General features: G+C 34.2%; 23 protein-coding genes, 6 tRNA genes and 1 rRNA gene. 7 read left to right on the top strand and 23 right to left on the bottom strand.

The window, feature by feature from the left end; genetic code table 11:
* Positions 1-57: 57 nt before the first annotated feature.
* A complete protein-coding gene (locus BHU61_RS00205) occupies positions 58-1,107 on the bottom strand; it encodes a hypothetical protein (protein ID WP_111714070.1) in 1,050 nt (349 codons plus the stop codon).
* A 159-nt stretch (positions 1,108-1,266) separates the two neighbouring features.
* Between BHU61_RS00205 and BHU61_RS00200 the strand changes: the two genes are divergently transcribed.
* A complete protein-coding gene (locus tag BHU61_RS00200) occupies positions 1,267-1,446 on the top strand; it encodes a hypothetical protein (RefSeq protein ID WP_111714069.1) in 180 nt (59 codons plus the stop codon).
* Between the two features lie 42 nt (positions 1,447-1,488).
* Here the strand turns inward: BHU61_RS00200 and BHU61_RS00195 are convergent, their stop codons facing one another.
* The 4 genes from BHU61_RS00195 to BHU61_RS00180 all read right to left on the bottom strand — a co-directional run bounded on the left by BHU61_RS00195 (position 1,489) and on the right by BHU61_RS00180 (position 5,476).
* Positions 1,489-2,535 (bottom strand): hypothetical protein, encoded by a 1,047-nt coding sequence (locus BHU61_RS00195; protein ID WP_111714068.1) that lies wholly within the window; start codon positions 2,533-2,535, stop codon positions 1,489-1,491.
* Positions 2,536-2,663: 128 nt separating this feature from the next.
* A complete protein-coding gene (locus BHU61_RS00190) occupies positions 2,664-4,118 on the bottom strand; it encodes a Z1 domain-containing protein (protein ID WP_170122410.1) in 1,455 nt (484 codons plus the stop codon).
* Positions 4,119-4,145: 27 nt separating this feature from the next.
* A complete protein-coding gene (locus tag BHU61_RS00185) occupies positions 4,146-4,817 on the bottom strand; it encodes a DEAD/DEAH box helicase family protein (protein ID WP_111714066.1) in 672 nt (223 codons plus the stop codon).
* A gap of 128 nt (positions 4,818-4,945) precedes the next feature.
* Positions 4,946-5,476 (bottom strand): hypothetical protein, encoded by a 531-nt coding sequence (locus BHU61_RS00180; RefSeq protein WP_111714065.1) that lies wholly within the window; start codon positions 5,474-5,476, stop codon positions 4,946-4,948.
* Between the two features lie 110 nt (positions 5,477-5,586).
* On the opposite strand from BHU61_RS00180, the gene BHU61_RS00175 reads away from it, so the two are divergent.
* Complete coding sequence (locus tag BHU61_RS00175) at positions 5,587-6,489, top strand: CPBP family intramembrane glutamic endopeptidase (RefSeq protein ID WP_111714064.1); 903 nt, start codon at positions 5,587-5,589, stop codon at positions 6,487-6,489.
* A gap of 23 nt (positions 6,490-6,512) precedes the next feature.
* On the opposite strand, the gene BHU61_RS00170 is transcribed toward BHU61_RS00175, so the two are convergent.
* Both BHU61_RS00170 and BHU61_RS00165 read right to left on the bottom strand, forming a co-directional pair.
* On the bottom strand, positions 6,513-7,619 hold the full coding sequence (locus tag BHU61_RS00170; RefSeq protein WP_111714063.1) for a glycerate kinase: 1,107 nt from the start codon (positions 7,617-7,619) through the stop codon (positions 6,513-6,515).
* A gap of 99 nt (positions 7,620-7,718) precedes the next feature.
* Positions 7,719-8,381, bottom strand: a complete 663-nt coding sequence (locus tag BHU61_RS00165) for a hypothetical protein (RefSeq protein WP_111714062.1) — start codon at positions 8,379-8,381, stop codon at positions 7,719-7,721.
* Between the two features lie 479 nt (positions 8,382-8,860).
* Here BHU61_RS00165 and BHU61_RS00160 point away from each other — a divergent pair, with 479 nt between their 5' ends.
* Both BHU61_RS00160 and BHU61_RS00155 read left to right on the top strand, forming a co-directional pair.
* Positions 8,861-9,154 (top strand): hypothetical protein, encoded by a 294-nt coding sequence (locus BHU61_RS00160; RefSeq protein ID WP_111714061.1) that lies wholly within the window; start codon positions 8,861-8,863, stop codon positions 9,152-9,154.
* A 185-nt stretch (positions 9,155-9,339) separates the two neighbouring features.
* Positions 9,340-9,723: a hypothetical protein gene (locus tag BHU61_RS00155; protein ID WP_111714060.1), complete on the top strand. Its 384-nt coding sequence runs from the start codon at positions 9,340-9,342 to the stop codon at positions 9,721-9,723.
* A gap of 22 nt (positions 9,724-9,745) precedes the next feature.
* Here BHU61_RS00155 and BHU61_RS00150 read toward each other — a convergent pair whose 3' ends face one another.
* The 3 genes from BHU61_RS00150 to BHU61_RS00140 all read right to left on the bottom strand — a co-directional run bounded on the left by BHU61_RS00150 (position 9,746) and on the right by BHU61_RS00140 (position 12,220).
* Positions 9,746-10,633 carry a hypothetical protein gene (locus BHU61_RS00150; protein ID WP_146608850.1) on the bottom strand — a complete coding sequence of 296 codons (888 nt, stop codon included), beginning with the start codon at positions 10,631-10,633 and terminating at the stop codon, positions 9,746-9,748.
* Positions 10,626-11,378, bottom strand: a complete 753-nt coding sequence (locus BHU61_RS00145) for a hypothetical protein (RefSeq protein WP_111714058.1) — start codon at positions 11,376-11,378, stop codon at positions 10,626-10,628. Before BHU61_RS00145 ends, BHU61_RS00150 begins: the two co-directional genes overlap by 8 nt.
* Before the next feature lie 296 nt (positions 11,379-11,674).
* Entirely contained in the window at positions 11,675-12,220 is a 546-nt protein-coding gene (locus BHU61_RS00140; RefSeq protein ID WP_111714057.1) for a hypothetical protein, read from the bottom strand.
* A gap of 246 nt (positions 12,221-12,466) precedes the next feature.
* Here BHU61_RS00140 and BHU61_RS00135 point away from each other — a divergent pair, with 246 nt between their 5' ends.
* Positions 12,467-13,444, top strand: coding sequence for a zinc-ribbon domain-containing protein (locus BHU61_RS00135; RefSeq protein ID WP_111714056.1), 978 nt, complete (start codon positions 12,467-12,469; stop codon positions 13,442-13,444).
* Positions 13,445-13,465: 21 nt separating this feature from the next.
* Positions 13,466-14,197, top strand: coding sequence for a zinc ribbon domain-containing protein (locus BHU61_RS00130; protein WP_111714055.1), 732 nt, complete (start codon positions 13,466-13,468; stop codon positions 14,195-14,197).
* A 196-nt stretch (positions 14,198-14,393) separates the two neighbouring features.
* Here BHU61_RS00130 and glmS read toward each other — a convergent pair whose 3' ends face one another.
* The 5 genes from glmS to BHU61_RS00105 form a co-directional block, all read right to left on the bottom strand.
* Positions 14,394-16,196 (bottom strand): glutamine--fructose-6-phosphate transaminase (isomerizing), encoded by a 1,803-nt coding sequence (glmS, locus tag BHU61_RS00125; RefSeq protein WP_111714054.1) that lies wholly within the window; start codon positions 16,194-16,196, stop codon positions 14,394-14,396.
* A 491-nt stretch (positions 16,197-16,687) separates the two neighbouring features.
* The gene (glmM, locus tag BHU61_RS00120; protein WP_111714053.1) at positions 16,688-18,037 is read right to left on the bottom strand and encodes a phosphoglucosamine mutase; all 1,350 of its coding nucleotides are present in this window, start codon (positions 18,035-18,037) and stop codon (positions 16,688-16,690) included.
* Positions 18,038-18,063: 26 nt separating this feature from the next.
* Entirely contained in the window at positions 18,064-18,999 is a 936-nt protein-coding gene (locus tag BHU61_RS00115; RefSeq protein ID WP_111714052.1) for a CdaR family protein, read from the bottom strand.
* Positions 18,999-19,808, bottom strand: a complete 810-nt coding sequence (cdaA, locus tag BHU61_RS00110) for a diadenylate cyclase CdaA (protein WP_111714051.1) — start codon at positions 19,806-19,808, stop codon at positions 18,999-19,001. Before cdaA ends, BHU61_RS00115 begins: the two co-directional genes overlap by 1 nt.
* A gap of 31 nt (positions 19,809-19,839) precedes the next feature.
* Positions 19,840-21,108, bottom strand: coding sequence for a tetratricopeptide repeat protein (locus BHU61_RS00105; RefSeq protein WP_170122409.1), 1,269 nt, complete (start codon positions 21,106-21,108; stop codon positions 19,840-19,842).
* Between the two features lie 433 nt (positions 21,109-21,541).
* On the opposite strand from BHU61_RS00105, the gene BHU61_RS00100 reads away from it, so the two are divergent.
* A complete protein-coding gene (locus BHU61_RS00100) occupies positions 21,542-21,985 on the top strand; it encodes an ArsR/SmtB family transcription factor (protein WP_099577239.1) in 444 nt (147 codons plus the stop codon).
* Between the two features lie 41 nt (positions 21,986-22,026).
* On the opposite strand, the gene rocF is transcribed toward BHU61_RS00100, so the two are convergent.
* From rocF to rrf, 8 genes are all read right to left on the bottom strand, one after another.
* Positions 22,027-22,929, bottom strand: coding sequence for an arginase (gene rocF / locus BHU61_RS00095; protein WP_111714049.1), 903 nt, complete (start codon positions 22,927-22,929; stop codon positions 22,027-22,029).
* A gap of 202 nt (positions 22,930-23,131) precedes the next feature.
* Positions 23,132-23,204, bottom strand: a tRNA-Lys gene (locus tag BHU61_RS00090).
* Between the two features lie 8 nt (positions 23,205-23,212).
* Positions 23,213-23,287: transfer RNA gene (locus BHU61_RS00085), tRNA-Gln, on the bottom strand.
* A 6-nt stretch (positions 23,288-23,293) separates the two neighbouring features.
* Positions 23,294-23,377: transfer RNA gene (locus BHU61_RS00080), tRNA-Tyr, on the bottom strand.
* Between the two features lie 28 nt (positions 23,378-23,405).
* Positions 23,406-23,481, bottom strand: a tRNA-Val gene (locus tag BHU61_RS00075).
* A 3-nt stretch (positions 23,482-23,484) separates the two neighbouring features.
* Positions 23,485-23,559 (bottom strand) — tRNA-Glu (locus BHU61_RS00070).
* 4 nt (positions 23,560-23,563) lie between these two features.
* Positions 23,564-23,638: transfer RNA gene (locus tag BHU61_RS00065), tRNA-Asn, on the bottom strand.
* Between the two features lie 14 nt (positions 23,639-23,652).
* Positions 23,653-23,767, bottom strand: a 5S ribosomal RNA gene (gene rrf, locus BHU61_RS00060).
* Positions 23,768-23,772: the final 5 nt, after the last annotated feature.

The following is a 23,772-nucleotide window of genomic DNA, read 5'->3' as shown; positions in this document are numbered from 1 at the left end:
ATACTCTGATGGAACTAAAAAAAGAAACCAACATGATGTTGATTTCTTTAATAATTGTTATCTCACATACTGAATATCTAATACATTCCACTTACCATTAATCTTTTCAGCGTTTAATGCTAAGTGACCATATTCATTCATTACTGTAGGAATTCTTTTACCCTTCACACCGTTCTCTTCTTCAACATAGCTACCTTTTTCAGAACGATCTGGTTTACCGACTACTTTTTCAATATCAGTTAATGATTGTTTCGCAAAATCATAATCGACCATAAAGTTAGAAATTTTGTATGTCTTACCACAATCGTTAGAACGGTAATCTACACTTAAGAAATCATCCTTACCGTATGTTTGTGTCATTAAATAATCTTTACCAATACGTGTCGTTGAAGTTTCATTCGCTCCTCCAACAGCTTTCTTTGCCGCTTCTGGTGTCATCCATAACTTCAAGCCATAGAAATTATACTTTCCATCTCTGATTGCAAGTAATTCTTTCGCTGTAAATTTATGTGGCTTTTGATTTTTAATGCGTGATGTATTGTTCTCTTTATATTTTGAGTTAATCCTAGACAAATCCGTCATTGCCATTTCAATGATTTCAGATCTTTTATTAATGATTTTATAAGAAATTGAGAAATCGTTATAAACTTCTAATAAACTATATTTCTCTTTCATTGTATCTGTCGGTTTACCTAACATCGCCTTAATGTCATCGCGTGTTGTACGTTGATCACCCTGGTTTATAAATTCAAGACTATAAACTTTTGCCTGATTATATCCACCCTTACCAGTTTGATTAATCGCACTAATCATAACACTTCCAAATTGCGCAGTAACTTCTTTACCCGCTTCAGATGAACTATAACTTATCGTTTCCGGTGCACCTAACTTCTTAAGTACTTCTGCATAAGTTGTACCGATGCCAACACCTTTATACTTATATGTTAAATGCTTTAATGCATCGATCGTCTTTTGATTTTTAATGTTTGGAAACTTATGGTCAACAGACTTTTCAATTTTACATGTCGGCTGTGACTTTGCTTCAGCAGCATGTCCTCCACCGATTAATGTTGATAATACTAATGCTGATGCTATAATTTTTTTCATGTTAATTCCTCCAGTATTTTTCTTTCATTGTATCATGTAATATATATCTTGTATGTAAATTTATTGAAGTATTTAACAAGTTATTACTTTAGTGTATTAACTTTATATGTAGAATAATTCAATTGATTTGGGGTAATATTAAACTAAAGGAGTGATAACATGTTAATGATGACAATGTCGTTGGCGATAATCTTATTTCTAATGGTTATCTTCGGTATCATCGCGTGGGTAGTAATTATGCTGATTAACTCATCGAAAAATGCAGCGAAACAAAATACTTCAGCAATTGACAACAAACTTGATGCAGTTGAACGAGAGCATCATCGTAAAAATTCATAAGTCTGAAAACTAAAAAACCGTGAGCAAATCGCTCACGGTCTTCTATTTTGTATACGAAACAACAGCTACATAATAATCTTTACCAACTTTTTCATACGTCAGACTCAAATTGTCATAGTCAACTGTCTTCTCTTTTACAAGTTTTCCTTGTTCGTTTTCATATGTATCAACACCATATGTGTCATCAGGTTTACCAAACAATGCTTTTATACGCTTTTCTGAGAGCTTCTTTTGTTCATAAGCAAATGAAATATTATATAATTTATATTTGCCATCACACTTTTCTGAATCATAAGAAAGCATCATCCAATCATTCACGCCGTATGTTTGATCCAATGTCATCCCTTCTTCATCAATAAAGAATGATTCTGTATTAGATGCACCAACTTTTTTGTAAACATCCGTTGATAACATTCCTGGTTTAATCCCTTTATAACTATACTTACCATTTTTCATTGCCTTTAATTCTGTAATAGTCGGTAATTTTTCTGCTACATTTTTCAATTGATTCTTTTTAAAGTTACCTTTATAGAATATGCGTGAATGATTATCGTATTTCGGATGATACATCGCAACACTTTCAGCTAAATAACCTTTTGAAATCTCTGTATATTTCGCATGTAAATAGTTGAAGCTTTCTTCTAATGCATAGTCCTCATCGTGGAACTTACCTGTTGGTTCACCTAAAGTTGCAATGATATCACGACGTAACATACGTGCTTTATCGTTTAAATACATTTCGATAGAGATTAGTTTTAAACTATCACGTGTAATATAACGTTTCGGTGAATAGAATCCAAATTCATAGTCACCATATCCTACATACATCATCGTTCCTTCTTTATCTTTCTCAATTTCCAGCGTTTCAGGTTGCCCTAGTTTTGATTTCACATATTTGTATGACTGATTTAATTTGACACCGCGTGCCTGATACGTACCGTTTTGTAATGCTTTTAAATTCTGCGCACTATCTACAGGTTTCGAATCATAATATTTGCCTGGTATTTCACATTGATTCACTGCTGCTTTTGCACCAGTTGTCGGTAATAATGCTGAAATGATAAGTGTTGCTGCTAATAATTTCTTCATTGTTTTCTCCTCAAGTAAATTAGTTTGTTAATATAAATTTTACTATATTGAAGAAATAATAAAAGTATTATTTTATTTAGTTTGTATTTAAAAAAAATATAATTATGGTGTATTCTTTAACAAGATTTTTATCCTTCAAATACAATCGTATTCATCTGTGCAGGTGCGACAATGACCGGCCAGTAGAAAGGTCCACCGCGCCATCCTTCATTCTCATTTCCGTTTTGTCTGAGCAGCATTACAGTTGGATGTGTCGTACCAAGCTGATAACTTTGTTTAAGTTCATCCTGTCCGTTATCTGGTCGATCTGCAAACCTTACGCCATCTTGACGGTAGCGTGATATATTACGGTTTTCACGTGTAACAATCCAGACATATCCTGTATTGTTTCCTGGTAGTCTTGATAAATAATTGAGTATAGCGCTATAAGTTTCAACGTTCCACTCATACCCTTCTTCCATGATGAGACATTCTGTTATTTCTTTAAGTATCGGAATTACTTTCTGAACAGGTACGAGTATATGACGTGCGTCTTTGTTATTTTGATCGATGGCAAACTTACGTAAATCTTGTATCATCGTATCCAGCTTCTTTGTACGACGTATCATCTCGCTACGACTTTTCGTCTGAAATCCAACCGGTAAGAAACGTTTCTTTCCTTTAATCGTAATCACTTTCGACAACAGAATTTTATTAGGGTTACATGGTACAATGTCTTTCTTTGTATCATGCATCATAAAGATAACTTCTCCCGCATTACGTCCAGTTTCAAATGCCTTCCTTAAATCTTCATCAAACGCATGCATACGTTCCATCACGTCATAGATTCTGTGTGTTGTATAAAATCTCGTCACAGACAAATCTTCTTTTGGTCGTGCCCCGTACATACGCGAATGCTGGAGAACAGTATCTTGCTGAAACTTCTTCGGATCTCGTCCGTAATAGAAACCAATTAAATTGCTGATTGTGATGCCGCGATCAAGAATTTGACCACCGATAAAGAAGTTAAGTGGTGCTCGAAGTTTCAGTTCTCCTCGTTTATCCAGCAGTTGATTCACATCTTGTTCTGAATTAACGATGGTAATCAACAGTTCTTCATCAAGAAATGCTGATTTTACCGCTTCATAAACGTCTTTTGCCTCTGGAAAATAATTTGATTCTGAAGATAATTTAAACCCTTCATATGCTTCCATAATAAGTGATTTAAATGCAGCTTCGTTTTCTTCAATCAGTTGTGTGAGCTTCTGTTCTATCTTCAACACAACTTGGTATTGCCACATATGTGCGCGTTTTGTCGTAATGGTATGCATAATAAAAGCATACTTTTTAGGTCGTTCCTGTTGAGCTATTTGTTGAAGGTTACGAATCTTACCACCGACTACAAAGTTAATCAGTGCATTGCGCAAACCGGTTAATTGTTTAGTAGTGAGTACATAAGCATCTTTTACACGTCGGTTATCTTCTTTACGTAACAGCTCCAGTTCAGTTTCACTTACCGGTTGATAGACGTGACTTGCAGAACCTTCATATTTAGAATGTTCGAAATAGAACTTTCCTCCTACATACGACTGATATGTCGGCACAAGCACTGTAAAAGCTGGTCGTTTCGGTTAATAACCACGTGCAGATAACACTTCACTGTCCGGCTGTAAATATAGTGAATACGGTGTCGCAGTTACTTGTAAGTAGGCTGCTGTAGGAGTTTCTCTTTTGATTTGATCGAGTTGGGATGCAATGACCTTGAGTTCCGTTAAGTTCTTATCCTTATCTTTATCATAAACAACTGACGCATAATCTGCTTCATCATCGATAATCATCATCTGACGCTTTCTAAGTACCGGATACATTTCAAATAAAGCTTTCGTTAATCGTTCCACATTCTTCTTTTCTTTCTTAACGACAATGACGATTTTCTTATTTAGTTCAAACTTACGTAAATCATCAGGTAGACTCATGATGTCATAGGCTGACATATAGTCCAGATCAATCAATTCCTCATATTCTTTATGCAGCCGTTCATACGTTTGTCGCGCAAGTGCGTTAGCGTTCTTAGTTAAGATAATCACTACTTCAAAGCCATTATCAAAGCCAAGTGCCATCGAACCCATAAAGCTACGTGTCTTCCCAGACTGTATACGCCCAAGAAGCATACCCGGCTTATTTTCTGATGTAGATATTTCTATTAAGTTATTTACAGTATCATGCATTGCTTTTAATTCATCTACTGAATAATTGTTTTTATGTTGAAGTGTTTTAATAAACACACCCTGATTTAAATCCATAATCTTCTCCTAAACTTAACAATAAAAAGAAACCAGCAGTCAGCTGATTTCTCTATTTTTATGGTGAAAGCGGCTGTAAATTATAAATACAGCCGCTTCCGCAACATTTCCCATTCATCCAAACTCCCCTACGGCTGCACTGGTAATCCCGTATTCGGATCTACTGTTGGTGCGGCTGTTGGCGTTTCTGTCGTAGATTGTGCTCCTGTACGTTCTACTTGTAATGCACTTTCAAATGCAGCGGCTGGTGATGAAGTATTTGTGCCTTGCGGAATCACACCATTGGCTACACCACTTTGATATGCTGCCATTTTCTCATCATATGTATAATCGTTACTATATATAATTTGGCTTAATGTATTTCTATTCGTTATATTATTAACATTCTCTTTGACAACTTCTTCTGTCGTCACTGCTTCTGTAGTATTCACTTCTTCAGTCGTAGCTGCAGTTTCAGTTGTTTCTGTTTCAGTCGTATTTGAATCATTTTTATTTGATTTATGTTTTTCACGACTCGCTTTAATTTTCTTTCTAGCGATATCTGCAGCACTTTCTTTTTGCTCAGTCTTCACTTTTTCTTTCGGTGCAGTATCTTCTTTACCACATGCTACAAGTATAATTGCTGCCGATAATAAAATACTCATCTTTTTTACGTTCATGTGTTCATCTCCGTTCTAAATTTCACCCAAATTCTATGATACTACAAATTCACAATATACGGTAAATTTTCTATGCTATACTAGTGGTAAAATTATATGGAGGCGACATTATGAATTTCAATCAAAGTATATCGCTATCTAAAAAATCTCCGAGCAATATTCCATGGTACGCGACGCTACTTATTGCATTTGCAATCTTCTTTATCGTTCAAATCATTGCTGGATTAATATTAGTGCCCATTATTCTCGCATTCAATCCAACGGCAACACTTACTGAATTACAAGAAGAACCGCTCAGTACGCTCATCAGTTTGTTAATCTTTCCTTTCTTGCTCGTTGCATGTCTGATCATCAATAAATTTGCATATCGTCATCCTGTCCAGGCATTGGGTTTCTTTAAAGAAAAAGTATTTTCTAAATATGGATTCGGATTGCTTCTAGGGATGGCAATCATCATTATCGTCTACCTCATCAATCTATTATTCGGTGCAATGCAGAGCACGGTTAACGCTAGTATTCCTTGGTTTACTTTAACATGGGTGATTGGACTATTTATGATACAAGGTTTAACTGAAGAAGTGATTGCCAGAGGTTTCTTGATGAACAAAATCAGCTATCAAATCGGTGTGCCTGCTGGTATCATCATCAATTCAGCATTCTTCTCATTTCTGCATTTCTTAAATCCGAATACGAGTATCCTTAGCTTTGTTAACTTATTCCTGGCAGGTATCGTATTCTCACTATTATTCTACTGGTCTGATAATATTTGGCTGACAGGCGCTGCACATAGCTTCTGGAACATAACACTTGGTGTATTTTTAGGCAATGAAGTAAGTGGGCAGGCTTTACCAGCAACCATCTTAAATACTGAATCGAATATGGATAAAGCTATTATAAATGGTGGGAATTTCGGGTTAGAAGGTGGGCTTGTTGTCACTAGCATCTCAATTCTCGTGATCGCTTTATTACTAAAATTAAGTCTTAAAAAATACGGTACACAAAAAAGAGCCTAGCCGGCTCTTTTTGTTTTAAACAGTTATTTCAATAATCTTCCTATATTCCTACATGCATTCCTAATTAATCTTTCAGCATTATCTATTGCATCATCAAGCGACATCGGTCCATCAGTAATTGAATGGATACTTAAGAAATTGTCATAAAGTGTTTCGTAATTTGTACCTAAACCACCTGACACAAGTATTGTTCTTACGCCCGCTTCATTCCCTCTATTTGCAACACATACCGGTAGCTTTCCGTACTGTGTCTGAAAGTCACTTTTCCCTTCACCAGTAAAGATATAATCGAATGTCTTTAAATCAAGATCCTTCAATACAATATCAGCAATATATTCAGCCCCACTATGCATCACAGCACCAGCACATAATAATCCATATCCTATACCACCAGCAGCACCGGCACCTTCAATATGATGACATTGTACATTTAAATGTTGTTCTAATTTAACAGCAAAGGAGGCTATACTTTCATCAAAAGCTTTCATCTCTTCTTCTTCTATTCCCTTTTGTTTACCATAAGTATATGTTGCACCATGCTCACCGGTTAAAGGGTTAGTTACATCACAAATTAAATGAAGTTCAATTTCTTTTAGCGCAGGTATCAGTTGGCCTTTTATCGCTCTAATCTCAGATAAGTTTCCACCATTAATTACGAGCTTTTCACTCTTTTCATCAAGAAATTCTAAACCAAGTGCCTCTAATAAACCTGCACCGCCATCATTCGTTAAACTACCACCTAAACCGATAAATATTTTCTTATATCCACGTTCAATTAACTGACGAATCACATCGCCAACACCAAAGCTTGAAGCAAGATAAGGATTACGCGCTCGTGTTACTTCCATTCCGATAATATTAGCCACTTCAATCACTGCAGTTGTGTCATTCAGCTTGCCATAATAAGTCGTCAACGGTCGTCTGTACATATCTACAGTATGTATCTCTTCTTTCTCACCTTGCATTCCATAGATTAATGCATCAACCGTACCTTCTCCGCCATCTGCCATCGGACGAAGCATCACTTCAGCACCTTGTATTGAAGATTGTAGTCCTTCAGCCATGCATTCTGCCACACGCATCGCACTTAAACATTCTTTGTAAGAATCAGGGGCTATTAATATTCTCATCTCAATCACTCCTGTTTATTTATATACTATTACTCATAGATTAATATATAAATGAAAAAGGTAAAAAAAGAAACCCCCGAAGAGGTTTCAAAATAAATCTTATTTTACCGCATAATAATATTTCCAGTTTTCATAAGTCATATTGTCATAAACAGCACTTAACATATTATCTTTATGCTCGACAAAATTAAAATATTTCCATTTTGATAAATTATTTTTAATGTTATTCCCATGGAATACAACATACTCTAAATGGGTTCTATTACTATAATCATAATCAAAATAGAATGTATAATTCTTATAGATCATTACATAATCATCTTTATATCTTCTGTAACTATCTTCATATGAAGTTCTTGCATAAAGTGGTTTGCCATATAATTTGCGGATGGCAGTTGCAGTCATTTTATCATTATTATAATCGTATGCAACATTGTCAACTAAACGTGTGATTAAAGGGTCACCGAAATGATCTGTGAAATCAAAAAGCGCCTCATTATTACTACTCACATCATTCAAATCCATATCCGAAGAATATTCACTTACACTATATTGAATATTCGGGATATATTTTGAACGTTTTGTATTCAACTTCATACCATCTAATGATGTAATCTTTCCAGCTTTCATTTTATAAGCCGTTGTTTTACTTAAATAGTTGATTTTTGTTTCAGTGATTTTCTTTGCAGCTTCAGCTTTTTCAAAACCTGCTCCAGTAACTAGTAGAGAGGCTGCAACAGTTGATACTATTAACTTTTTCATGTAAATTCTCCTTCGATATAAAATTTTATATTTACACTATTATTATAAATCAACGATATATAAAAAAGAATGAAATTTTCAAATTTTATACAAGGTTATATTATAATTAAATTATTTTAGTTATTTTTTATTAATTTAAATTAATATAAATTTTTTGTCTTTCTCTTCTCGATAATACGATACTTAAAATTAACTTCAGAAAAATAAGTTACTTATTACAAGTGTATTTTCATTTTACATCAAATTATATATAATATTGTAATACATAATATTTTAAAGGGGAGTTATTCATAAAGAAAATTTGGAGTTTAGTCATTGTATTATCATTAGTATTTGCAATCTTTTCACCAATCGCTGATGCAAAACGCCCTCCTGTACCAACGCCTTTCCCAAACATTTCAAGTAAATCTGTCGCACAAAAAGTTAAATCTGGTACTTACAATTATTACGGTGTTAAACTAGGTAATTCATTTGCTACTGTGAAGAAACAATGGGGTACACCTACTACTAAGAAAGTTTATCGTTCGTCAATCACTATCCCGGAATACAACTATGGACCTTTAGGCAATTTAAAGATCAAAGGTCAGGCAAATGGTAGTGTTGCTGAAAGTAAAGCTAAAGTGGATCAAATTTTAATTGCAACAAAATCCCATACAAAACATGAATATAAGAAAGTAATGAAAACTTTGGTCCTTCAAAAGATATTCGTACGAGTGGTAACATTAAAATGGTTTCATGGACGAAAGGTCATTCACACACAATTATTTACTTAAAAAAAGTTGGTTCTAAGTGGTACGCTTATTCATTCTCTAACGGATTAGTTGGCGTGAGATAATTGTTATTATTCAAAGACGCTTCGGCGTCTTTTTTTATTTCCAGTGTATTACGGGATTCATCTTCCAGATTATGTTATCATTATAATTATCTATTCTTTATAATATTTTAAAAGGAGTACATGATGAAGTTCGGTAATATTTTAATTGGGTTTTTTGCATTATTATTTTTTATGGCACAAATTTTTAATTTATATGATGGGATTACACATAATGATCCGAATAGAGTCGTCAATGCGCTCTATTTAATATCCATTGGGTTATTTATGCTATTTAATTTATACAATGCAATGCTTACGCAGTCTGGTAAAGTTGTGACGACTGCCATGGTTAAACAACAGCTTATAGCAGCAATTCTGCTATTTATATTCGGGTTAATTGTGTTAATCGGTATATTTGTTTATGATTTAGGCATATTAACGAAAATCGTTGAATTCATGCTTATTTTATCTGTATTTTTCGAAATACGTACACGTATTAATCAGTTAAATGGAAAAAACAAGCAGTAGCTCATATGCTATCGCTTGTTTTTTATTCCGGCACGATATCCTGAATCAACATTTGCCAGTCTTTTTTGCGTGTCTCTTTTAACAGACCTTTCATGTTGAGAATATCTTTCTTACGATACGTATCATAACGCAATACTTCGTTTGGGTGTAATGAAGGTTGCTTATAATTTGTAAACACGAATAACTTGTCGTATTGAGCAAGTTCCGGGATATGAGCAAACCACCTTGTTCTATCCGTACTTCTCGCGATTAAGCTCATTCCTTTAGCCATCGCTTCTCTTACCGTTTCTACAGCTGCAACCTGACTAGGCAATAGTTCGTTATAGAATGTTACATCATCTCTTGAGTATGATGGATATGGATAATATTGCAATGTGAACAATTGATTAGGATGGAAGTAACCAATTTCTTGTTCTATGTATTGGTACATATAATGATAATGCCAGTTTAATGAATTCGCTTTATTTAACTTACCATCTGTAAATTCATAGGGTGAATAATTAGGTAAGTCGAGATGCAGATTATCAAACTTAACACGTTTTTCATATTCTGATGGGTGATATTTCGGATCAAACGAAGGATTGACAAGCATAATCAATAACTTTGCCTGTTCTAAATTACCTGTATATGGCTCTGGTGCCCATATATGAATATGTTCTTCGTCTTTCACCATTTTATTTTTATGGTCTAATTTATACATCCCATTTACCTGTAGTAGATGTCTTTCAAATTTCAAACGTTCCTGCAGCTTTCTACTATTTAATTGTGTGATTTCATCGAAAAAATGGGGATAATGTTCTTTGAAAAATTCAAGGTCAAATGGATGAAAAGCTGCATAATTCGATACATGTTCTGGTGTATTTTCCGGAAACGTTGTATAGTGTTTCCAGAAGCGTTGCACGCTACTCACTTAACTTATAACCTCGTCTATGATAACGCCTTAATGAAATTTTTGGTGTTTCTCTGGAGTCTTCAATTTTTCTTATCGCAGTACCATTTTTATCTTGAATATAATGGACATAACAGTTAATCATGCCGCTTTGATTTTTACTTTTTTGTTGTAGCCATTCCTGAATTTCCTGCTGACTTAATAATAAATATTCGATACCTGATGGATTATCTGTAATGTATTCTGAACGTTCATCAACTTTAACCATTAAGGCGTAATAATCATGGTCACTGAAGATCTGCTCATCACCTTTATGCCATGCAGCAACGCGTTTCTTAATGATCAACTCTTCATCTCTGAGAAACTCATAATCTCTTGAAGTACTCACATAGATCGTAAAGTAGCGTTCCCCTATTTGACATGTTAACACATTATATTTTAAACTGATAAATTCGATATCAGGATTTTCAGTTCGTAATTCCTGCTTTAAAAACTCTACCATATCCAAACGTTTAAAGCTTCTTGGTTTAGTAAGTTCTGCTTTCTTATGACGACGATCATCCACTCGACCAGACATTAGCGGAATTTGAGAGGTCATTATCTTTTGATATACATCTAGAATAGATTGTTTATCTTGTCCTGTAATATATTCGACAGAATCCAGTGCATAATTGGTGTAGATTAGCGTCCTTAAAATGAGTTGGTCTGCGTCATTTAGTTTTAATTCCGGATATTTTTTATTCATATCATCTAATACTAAATACATATCAATCGTATTTAATAAAATAACCTCCTTTTGTATATCTATATAATTTAATTATATCAAATTATACACAATATTTTATTGAAGCATTGACATTAAATTCTAATTTTGAAAATAATAAAACTAACATCAAAATAACTAAATAAAAATAAAACTAACGTAGAATAATATTTTTTTGAAATTAGTTATGACTAACAACATTTTTAAGTGATAGCACAAACTAATCAACTTTAATAATGTAAATAACCACCAATAATTGCATATTATTGGTGGTTACGAATGTTTACAATATTTAATTTTTAAAATGCAAATTTTCTTAGTATTTCTTTAATGTCTTCGGGATGTAATTGTGCAACATAAGCAATACTTCCATTCACATCAAATGATAATAATGTATTACCCTGAATGTAATTAATCGTACCTGCCTGTGGATAATAAAGATCGCCTTCTCCCCAATATTTATTCATATCACTCACTGTAAAGTATTGCGGAATACCTGCAAAACTAATTGAACGCAGACGATACTGCTCCGGTTTATCACCACGTTTACCTGTAAAGTAAAGAATCGTATTATCACCACGTTCTGTCATATAGTGATATTCAAAATCATAACGTTGATAAAGTGACGTCACCTTAAAAGAAGGTTTCACCCATTTTTGCTTCACATAGCCGTACGTGTTACCGATTTTAATACCGTTTAATTTATAATTCCCTTTTTTCATCGCCTGAACAACCGTCTTATTCTTTAAGTTAGGAACAGAGGGTTTCTTTAATGCCGCATTCGCATCGATTGTTAATGTGAAAAGGAGTAGCATTGCCAGACAACATGTTAATAGTTTTTTCATATTCATCATCCTCTCATCAGTTCCATTATATAACAAATCAATATAAATAAGTGAATAATAATAAAGAATTTTAAAGAATTAAATTTTAATAAAATACTTTCGTTAATTATGATTAATTTGAACAAATTAACGTTATTATCTATTATTACAAACTTATAATTAATCAGTAATTATTCATTTTTTGGTATATTGTTCAAAAACATGTAATCCATTAAACTATGATTATTAAGCTAAAGGAGGATACATATGAAGTGTACAGCATGTGGGTTTCCAATTGAACCGGGAGATCGCTTTTGTGGTGAATGTGGACATCCAGTAGAACAACCAAACGAAAAAGTCGTTTATACCCCACCAGTTCAAGAGGTGAAAAATGATGAAGTAATACCTCAATCAGAACCAGTGATTAATAACCGTGAGCCTATTATCAATCAGCAAGATGTAATAACAGAAGAACCTCAACTGACAAAGGTTGATGAACCGAAAGAAAAATCATTTACTGAAACTGAAAAAGTTGAAAACAGCGGAGCGACACATATGAAGTCTGAACCTGTGAGAAAAGAGTATCCAAAGATTGAAATAGATACTGAAAAACTAGCGAATCAATCACAACAAGTAGCAAAGGAAAGCTATGGCTTTGTCAGCAGTGCATTGAAGGAACATGATTCAATATTAGATAGTGATAAGAAGTTCTCCTATGGTTTAATCCTGGGATTAATCGGTGCAGGGATTTTCTTAATCTTCTTAGGAACGCTAATTAATTTACCGGATGCTACTGAAATGATAGGACAAAGTAAGTCATCTATCGCATTTAAATTTGCTTTTGGTGTTTTATTGTTACTTGCCATTTCTATTGGTATTACTTATGGTGCAATTGTTATGACTGTAACTTCAAAAGTAGATTTTCATAAATTCCTATCGGATTACGTCCTACTCAATACTGTATCCATCGCGCTAATCGTTGCAGGATTTATTATAACCTGGATTGATCTACGCATAGCACCGATGTTTTTATTTATTTTAGGCATTACATCAATATTTATCTCATCTGTTTATCTAATTGCGCGTTATGCTGTTCATAGACCTTCTCGAATGGCAAGTTTTTATGGTGTATTAGTGTATATTATCGTGCTAATTATTGCCTACTACATCGTATTTGATAGCATGTTAAAAGATGCACTAGGTGCAATTGATGGCATGCTAGGAAGTTTAATGAACATCTTATAAAAATATTAATAGGAGGTACTTATGATCTGTCCAAATTGTAAAATTCACGTAAATGCAGGAGACGTCTATTGCGGACAATGTGGCACTCGTATTGACGGAACTTCAAATACTCGAGTAACTTTAGCAGCGATACAGGAAAGTAAATTAGCTGGTGAAGGTCGTGGTTTCTTTAAAAATGTGTTTTTATCACATGATGAGGAAATTCTCAGTAAACATAAATACAGTTACTTATTAACAATTTCACTTATTAGTATTACACTCATCATTATTTCACTGCTCATATTAAAAATAACGAGTGAATTTCCTGACGGTTACATACCAGTCTGGTCATTAATCAAGAAAATTGTCATCCTTACATTCATGATAATCGGTGGTACAACTGGTTTAATATATGCATTGATGAATTTATTCTCGAAAGCAAAAATTAGCTTTCAAAAAGTATTGTCTGACTATATTTTGTTGAATACATTTTCTATGATCAGTATCGTATTAGCGATTTTATTCGCTGTTATGGAAGCTTATAAAATTTCTGGATTCTTTATTTTCTTATTTTACTTAGTATTTTTAGTTTCACCACTTTATATTTTAACTAAGTACTTAACACAACATAAAACGAGTATAGCAAGTTACTATATCATATTAGCTTTTATTGTTTGTCAAACTTTGCTAACAATGATGATTATCGAATCGATTACAGTATTCCTTCAACAATTCGCTGTAGATTCATTTTTTAACATTTTATCTAGTTTTTAAATGTAATAACATGATATCCAGTATAGAAAAAATATACCCCCTCCCATGCATGAATACATAGGAGGGGTATATTTTTGTTAAAACGCCTAATTCAAAATAAGATAAATATCCTTAATAATTAAATACACTCATTTTAATGATTTTTAATACAAAAAAGTGCCCAAACAATAATGTTTAGACACTATACATATTCATATTATTCTACTGTAACTGATTTTGCTAAGTTACGTGGTTTATCCACGTCTGCACCTCTGTGTAAAGCTGCATAGTAAGAAATTAATTGTAATGTAATAACTGATACTAATGGTGTTAACATATCATGAACCGCTGGAATGACATATGCATCTCCATCTTGTTCTAATCCTGACATAGAAATGATACATGGGTTTGCTCCACGAGCTACTACTTCTTTCACATTACCACGAATAGAAAGGTTTACTTTATCTTGAGTAGCTAATGCAATTACTGGCGTACCTTCTTCGATTAATGCGATCGTTCCGTGTTTTAACTCTCCGCCGGCAAATCCTTCAGCCTGGATGTAAGAAATTTCTTTTAATTTTAAAGCGCCTTCAAGACCTACATAGAAATCCATTGTACGGCCGATAAAGAATGCGTTACGTGTTGTAGATAAGAATTGACGTGCTAAATCTTCCATTTTATTTGCATCATCAACAATCGATACGATTGCAGAAGTAACTTTAGCAAGTTCAGGCAATAAGTCAACACCTGTGTCAATTCCAGAATCCTTAGCTACAACTTGAGCTAAAATAGCAAGTACCGCAATCTGAGCTGTGTAAGCTTTTGTTGATGCTACAGCAATTTCTGGTCCAGCATGTAAGATTAATGTATGGTCAGCTTCACGTGATAAAGTTGATCCAGGCACGTTAGTTACTGTTAACGCCGGGTAACCTAATTTTTTTACTTCAACTAATACTGCACGACTATCTGCTGTTTCACCTGATTGTGAAATGAAGATAAATAATGGTTTCTTAGAAAGTAATGGCATATTGTAAACGAACTCAGAGGCAACATGCACTTCTGTAGGAACACCTGACCATTTTTCTAAATATTCTTTACCAACTAAACCTGCATGGTAAGAAGTACCACAAGCTACAATATAGATACGATCTGCTTTACGTACTGCTTTTACAATGTCTTTATCGATGACTAAGTTACCTTTATCATCTTGATATTTTTGAATAATTTTACGCATTACAGCCGGTTGTTCATGAATTTCTTTTAACATATAATGAGCGAATGTGCCTTTTTCGATATCACTTGCATCAATTTCAGCTTTGTAAGGTTTACGTTTAATTTCTTTACCGTCTAAATCTTTAATTGTTACTTTTTCTTTTTCAACAAGAACGATTTCGCCGTCAGTTAATTCAACGTAAGTGTCTGTTACTTGTAACATTGCCATCGCATCAGATGCGATAACGTTAAATCCATCACCTAAACCTACTAATAATGGAGATTTGTTTTTTGCAACATAAATAACATCTGGGTTTTCGCTATCTAATAATCCTAATGCATATGATCCGTGTAATAATTTGATTACTTCAGTGAAAGCTTTCTCAGTATCTAAACCTTGTTTTGAGAAGTGTTCTACTAATTGAACGATAATTTCAGTATCTGTATCAGATTTAAAAGTTACTCCTGATAAGAATTCTTCTTTTAATTGTTCATAATTTTCAATAACACCGTTATGTACTAAAGTGAAACGACCACTTTCAGATTGATGTGGATGAGAGTTTTCACGATTTGGTACACCGTGAGTTGCCCAACGTGTATGACCAATCCCAGTCGTTGATTCAAACGTTGAATCTACTGCTTTACGTAATTCAGCAATACGACCTTTTTCTTTATACACACGTACATCTTCACCATTACGTACGGCAATACCTGCTGAATCGTAACCACGGTATTCTAATTTTTCTAAACCTTTTAATAAAATTTCTTTTGCATCTTGTGTTCCAATATAACCTACGATACCACACATAATAAGTTCCTCCTGAGCGCATTGGCGCATTTAAAATAAGTTAATTTAAATAGATTGTTTATTTGTGCTATGTTGATGTCTTTTGTTCACTCAGTTGCCCAAGTGGTTTGTTACATCAACTATCGAATAGCTACTATCCGTGATGGCATCCGCCGAATTTTCGATAACCATCTTCCTCGTCAACAGTTTCCTGTTCTGGCGCTGTATATTCAGTTTTTAACAACCCTCGCTTTCAGTTAAACTTCTGTAATTGTACTATATTTCATATAAATTAGACAAGTATTAGAAGCTTATATCTTTCGGAAATAGAACTATTAATACAACTTGTCTTATATATCAAAACAATACAAGCTTCAGATTTTATATTATTATACTATAAATATGAGTTAAATTATTTTTTTATTGTCATTATTTGCAAGATTCTTTCGAAATTATTGTAGTTAACAACCATAAAAAAAGACCAAATCAGAAGATTTGGCCCTTATATAATTTTATTCTATCCCCATATGTTCACGTACAACATCAGAGATACTGTTTACAAAACGTTCAGCATCTTCATCAGTTTTTGCTTCAACCATTACACGTACTAATGGTTCAGTGCCAGATGGACGTACTAATACGCGTCCTTCACCGTTCATTTCTGCTTCAACTTTTGCAATTGATTCAGCGACTGCTGAGTTCTCTTCAACAGCATGTTTATCTGAAACGCGGATATTTACTAAACGTTGTGGATATTTCTTCATTTGTCCTGCTAACTCACTTAATGTCTTACCAGATTTCTTAATGATGCTCGCTAAATGAACACCTGTTAATAATCCGTCACCAGTTGTATTGTAATCCATCATTACGATATGTCCAGACTGTTCTCCACCTAGGTTGTACTTACCGTTTCTCATTTCTTCAACAACGTAACGGTCGCCTACTTTCGTTTTATTTGATTTAATATCAAATGCATCTAATGCTTTATAGAATCCTAAGTTACTCATTACAGTTGATACAACCATGTTGTCCTTTAAAGTACCTTCATTATGCATACTTTGCGCTAAAATAAACATAATTTGGTCGCCATCAACGATTTGACCTTTTTCATCTACTGCAATAATACGGTCTCCATCACCATCAAAAGCTAAACCAAAGTCACTACCAGAGTCCACTACTAATTCAGCCAATCCTTCTGGATGCGTTGAACCTACACCATCATTGATGTTATTACCATCTGGATTACAGCCGATTGTTACTGTATCAGCTTCTAAATCACCGAATAAATAAGGCGCTAATGAATATGTTGAACCATGTGCACCATCTAATGCGATCTTTAATCCATCTAAATCACCGTCAATCGTTGATTTAATAAAGCTTAAATACTTTTGTCCACCTTCAAAGTAATCTGAAGTATGACCTAAATCAACGCCTGTTGGACGTGGTAAAGTATCTTCTTTCGCATCTAATAAAGCTTCGATTTCCGCTTCTTGTGCATCACTTAATTTATAACCATCTGATCCGAAGAATTTAATACCATTATCTTGTACTGGATTATGACTTGCAGAAATCATAACGCCTGCTTGTGCATTTAATTCTCTCGTTAAATAAGCAACACCTGGTGTAGAAATAACACCTAAACGCATTACTTCGGCACCTGTAGATAATAATCCTGCTACAAGTGCTGACTCTAACATAATACCAGAAACACGTGTGTCACGACCTACAACTACTGTTGGTTTAGCCGTTCCGCCGTGTGCTAATACATAACCACCGTATCGCCCTAATTCAAAAGCTAATTCTGGTGTTAACTCACTATTAGCTACACCTCTTACACCGTCTGTCCCAAAATATTTACCCATTTTTTAAACTCCTTTTATTCATATCGTTATTTTTTAGATACATCTATCATAATTTCTACTTGCTTTGGATTGGCACTTGATACGTCTTTCGGTAAAGGAATATTTTCCTTAACGACTGTATCTTTTGTTACTTTCGATAAATCCACTTCAATCGCTAAACTACCGATACCATCTAGCACCGAACGCTTTCCAAATAGTTCTACTTCAGATTCAGATAGTTCCAGACTGTTTAGTTTTAGGTTTGAAGGTAATTGTCCTGATTTCTTTGCACTAATCGCTACCGTCTTTGAAGTCGGTGCAATCTTGATGTTAACTTTTACTTTAGCAGGTTTTACGGATACATCAAGTTTATTAAGATTAGAATCAAATACATTAACTTCTGCTTCTTCACTTGTTGTCTTAGATAATTTCGTATTATCCTGCAATGTTGCTTTCACATAAGCAATCTTATTAATTTCGTCTTCTCCACCTGTAATGGTTACTTGTGACGGATCAACTTCTTTACCTGTCAGTTCATAGCCGGTAGCTATACGTGAATTGCTTACTTCCGCTTCTACTTGTCTTGTATCTTTAATTTTTTCTGATAAAGTGATATTCGCAAATTTCGGAATCACTTCATAATTTAATTTATCAGAAATACCTTTTACTTTGAACTTCTTTTTATATTCTCCAACTTTAGAGCTGGACAAGTCAAGCGTTACCGTGAAGTCTAACATACTCTCAGTCTTCTTTACGATAGACTGCGGACCGCTGACACGTACATTTACGGTCTTTGGTGCACCTGTTAAATACAAGTTTTTGTCATCATACACAATCTTAACCGGGACATCTTCAATGACCGTCTGATCATTCTGGTTGAATTGATTATCACCAAAAAGTGCGAAGACATCGTTAACTGATAAAAATAAAAACAAAGCGAGTACAAATGCAACAAATCTCAGTCCCCATTTATTCTCAAGCATTATTCTTCAACACCTTTCTTCGTGACATGTGTACTAAACCAATGTTCCGTAAGCAAGGCTTCAAACACTTCTAATGATACATCTTTACGTAATCTGCCGTTATACGTCACTGAAATATCGCCGGTTTCTTCAGAAACAACTACAGTAAAAGCATCTGACACTTCAGAAATACCCACTGCGGCACGGTGACGTGTTCCTAAACTCTTTTGAATCTTAGCACTATCTGATAAAGGAAGATAACTTGCTGCAACAGCAATCTTATCACCTTGTACAATCATCGCCCCATCATGTAATGGCGTATTAGGAATAAATATATTAATTAATAATTCAGATGATATATCTGCATTGATGGGTATACCAGTTTCTATGTAATCCTGTAATCCTGTTTCTTTTTCAAAGACGATTAACGCACCAATACGACGTTTCGCCATATACTGTACTGATTTTACCATGGCATCTGTAAGCTTTGCCTGGTTAACCTTTAAATTTGCTGCATTACGTTTAAATAAACTACCTCGTCCGAGCTGTTCTAAAGCTCTTCTTAATTCTGGTTGAAAGATAACAATGATGGCTAAGAAACCCCATTCCATAACCATATCAAACATTTTCGTCGTTGTTGTTAAATCCAGCTGATTACTCAGTGTTCTACCAATCAGAATAAAGAAGATACCTTTTAATAATTGGATGGCTTTCGTGCCTTTAATTGCATTGATTAACAAATAAATAACATACCATACAATCAGCAAGTCTAAGATGCCCGTAATGATCTTAATAGTACTTAAATTATCAAGTACACTAAAGAGCTGCATTGTATCTCCTCCATATTCATGCTAAAAATAATTATACCATGTATGGCAGGGAATCTTCGTATAGATTGATGCATTTTTTATAATATTCATTGGATTGTTCTAAATCTCCAAGTTTCACATAAATTTCTGCAATCTTTTTCGAAATTCTACCAAAATAGTACACATGCTCATTACCATTTAACGCAATTTTGTAGTAAGTTAATGCACCTTGATAGTTCTCCAGTTGATATTCGAGGTCACCCATCAACTCTTCACCATATCCAGTATCATCATTTTTAATATTTTCAGCAATAATTGCTCTCGCTTCTTCGTACATACCTTTACGTATCATTACCTCTGCTAAGTGCAGACGAATATTAACTGCATAAGGATGATCAAATCGATAGTTATCAATCATTTTATTACATTTTAAAATGATTTCATATGCTTCATCTGAACGATTCAGCTCCATTAAGAGCATCGCGAGATTACTCAAACTACCTATTAGATCAAATGAGACTGGGCGCAGTTCAGCATAACTAATTGCTCGACGATAATGATATTCAGCCTGTTCAAAATCTTTCGTTGCATGATAAGAACGGCCTAATGTGTTCTCGATATTTAATGCCATATGATACGTATTAAGCTTCATATTTAAATCAATTGCTTCTTCACACAGTTTAATTGCAACGTAAAATTCACCGACACGTGAATAATATTGTCCTAAATAGTAAAGAATAGAGACACGTGTAATATTTACAACATTCTCAACGATTGTAATATTATTTGCTTTAGTTAATTGATTAATGGCTTCCATGACATTGCCAACTTCATATTCAATTCGACCTAATAATTCTAATGAACGTAAATAAATAGTTACATCTCGCATCTTTTTAACGATCGCTATCGCCTTCTCTACATACTTACGGGCATTATCATAGTCTTTTTGGTGAAAATAATAACTGGCTGTTACCCAGCTGATAGCTCCACGCTCAGCTTCTGTTATACTCTCAAGCGTTTCGTAATTCTTATTGATAAAGGCACCAAGTTTTTTGAAATCATTCATCAATACATGATTCTCAGCCCATTTAATCTCTTTTTTAATCTCTAATAAACTTAAATTACGATCTTCAGATGTATTTGTAAAATCCTCCAATGTACAATTTAAACGCACACTCAATTTCTTTAGGACATTGGTAGAAGGATGTACCGAATTCTTTTCTATTAAACTTAAATATGTTCTTGAAATAATACCATCAGCTAATTCCTGTTGTGTTAAATTTGCCTGATTACGTAATTCTTTTATTCTTTGACCAACCACGAGATTCACCTCTTTTTCATATAATATCATCATAAACGAAATAAAGTTAACATTCCATAAGTAACTTACTATTTACATTGATAATATTCGATAATGTTAAGAAAATAGAACTGAATAATAGACGTTACTTTCAATATCCCACAATAAAAAAATATGAAATACAACATTATTTACATCTATTATAAATATGTTAAGAAAATACAAATAATATTAATAATATGAACTTATGATTTTTATCTTTTTAACAGAAATTAAATATCAAAGATTATTCAAAGCGTATCTAAAAGATAGAAAAAAGGTAGGGAAAACATAGTGAAAACATAATGCTAATAATAAAATTAAACGATTAGTGTAATTCGTTGACATTATTGAAGTTAACAAGGATAATATAATTATCTAAATAAAATAAGTAATAAGACTAAGGAGAAGCGTAATGTTAGATATTTTAGTAATCGAAAACCTTGCTCAGTTAAAGTGCGTAAGTGACCCATTTCGTATTAAATTATTAGAATTACTTGCAGTTGAAGCGAAAACTGGCCAACAGCTTGCGGATGAATTAGAAATTCCACGCGCAAAAATTCATTACCACTTAGCAGAACTTGAAAAACAAGGCATTATAGAATTAGTGAAAACAGAACAAAAGCATAGTATTATTCAAAAATTTTATGCACCTGTTGCAAAACAGCTTGTTCCTAAACTAGATTTACTGAAATATGCAGAGGAAGATAGCAAGAAAGATAATCTATCATTTAAGCTTCAAATCAACGAAAAAGAATTTCCTGAATTTAAAAAAGACCTTAAGAAGTATGTTAAGAAAGCTTCATCTAAAAATGGTGATTCAAATTACCAAATAAAAATATTCCCTGACCAAAATTAATTGGCAGGGAATATTATTTATTTATTTTTTTATTTTTTTATTTATAACAATTTTTCTCCAAAGAAAGATCCTACTAAACCAACAGCTTGCTCAGCTGTTTTATTATAAATGTCGATCAATGGATTTACTTCTACGATTTCAAATGAAGTTATTTTATCACTATCATTTAATAATTCTAAAGCAAAGTGACTTTCACGATATGTGATACCACCTGGCACTGTCGTTCCTGTTCCTGGTGTTTCTACAGGATCTAAAGCATCGACATCTAATGATAAATGGATGCCATCACATTTATCTAAATAAGCTAATGTTTCCTCGATCACTGTACCAATACCTAAACGATCGATATCAGCCATCGTATATGTTTTAATACCTACTTCTTTTATGTATGCTTTCTCGCCTTCATCAAGGTCACGCATACCGATTAACACGATATTCTCTATTTTCACTTTATTCTTATATCCACCAATATTAACTAAATCTTCATGACCATCTCCGATTAAAGCTCTTAGTGGCATGCCATGAATGTTCCCAGACGGTGAAGTTTCATCGATATTTAAATCACCATGCGCATCATACCAGATTACACCTAAATTTTCATAATGCTTAGCGATACCGCTGATAGTACCCATTGCAATTGAATGGTCTCCACCAATGACAACAGGATAATTACCTTTTTGTACTACTCCATCAACTTTTTCACAAAGTGATTCACAGAATGTTGTAACCTCTTCTAAATTACGAAGACCACCTTGTTCTGATTTATATTTCTTCATATCAATCGCTGGTGATTCCACGTTTCCCTGGTCAATAACTGTATGACCAATACTTTCTAACCTTTCAATTAATCCCGCATAGCGCATAGCATCTGGTCCCATATTCACCCCTAATTTACGTTGACCAAAAGCACTTGGCGCTCCAATAATCTCGATTGTCTTATTCATTATGTTTTCCCCTTATTCCATAAATTTTTAAATAATCTGACTACTTTAATTTTATACAACTCTGAACGAATATACAATATTTTTATGCATAAATGAATAAAATGGATATTTATGTATAATAACGGTAAGCTATACATTGATACGATTGAATTTATGTCAAAAAAGAGCACAAAAAAAGCACCCTATACAGGATGCTAAATGATGAGCCATAGAGGATTCGAACCTCTGACCCTTTGATTAAAAGTCAAATGCTCTACCAACTGAGCTAATGGCTCAAAAAAAATGGCTGGGCTAGCTGGATTCGAACCAACGAGTGACGGAGTCAAAGTCCGTTGCCTTACCGCTTGGCTATAGCCCAATAAGATGGTGGAGGGGGGCAGATTCGAACTGCCGAACCCGAAGGAGCGGATTTACAGTCCGCCGCGTTTAGCCACTTCGCTACCCCTCCGTATATGTAATTCAATAGTTTCCAAAAATGGTGGAGGATGACGGGCTCGAACCGCCGACCCTCTGCTTGTAAGGCAGATGCTCTCCCAGCTGAGCTAATCCTCCAAATGGTGACCCCTACGGGATTCGAACCCGTGTTACCGCCGTGAAAGGGCGGTGTCTTAACCGCTTGACCAAGGGGCCTAAATGGCTCCACAGGTAGGACTCGAACCTACGACCGATCGGTTAACAGCCGATAGCTCTACCACTGAGCTACTGTGGATAAATATAAAAATTGCCCGGCAACGTCCTACTCTCGCGGATCGTAAGACCAACTACCATCGGCGCTAGAGAGCTTAACTTCTGTGTTCGGTATGGGAACAGGTGTGACCTCTCTGCCATCGTCACCAGACAAAT

This window comes from Macrococcus epidermidis (assembly GCF_003259695.1).
Classification (GTDB): Bacteria; Bacillota; Bacilli; order Staphylococcales; family Staphylococcaceae; genus Macrococcoides; species Macrococcoides epidermidis.
Note: the sequence above shows the minus strand (reverse complement) of the source record. Positions and strands in the feature narration are given on the sequence as shown.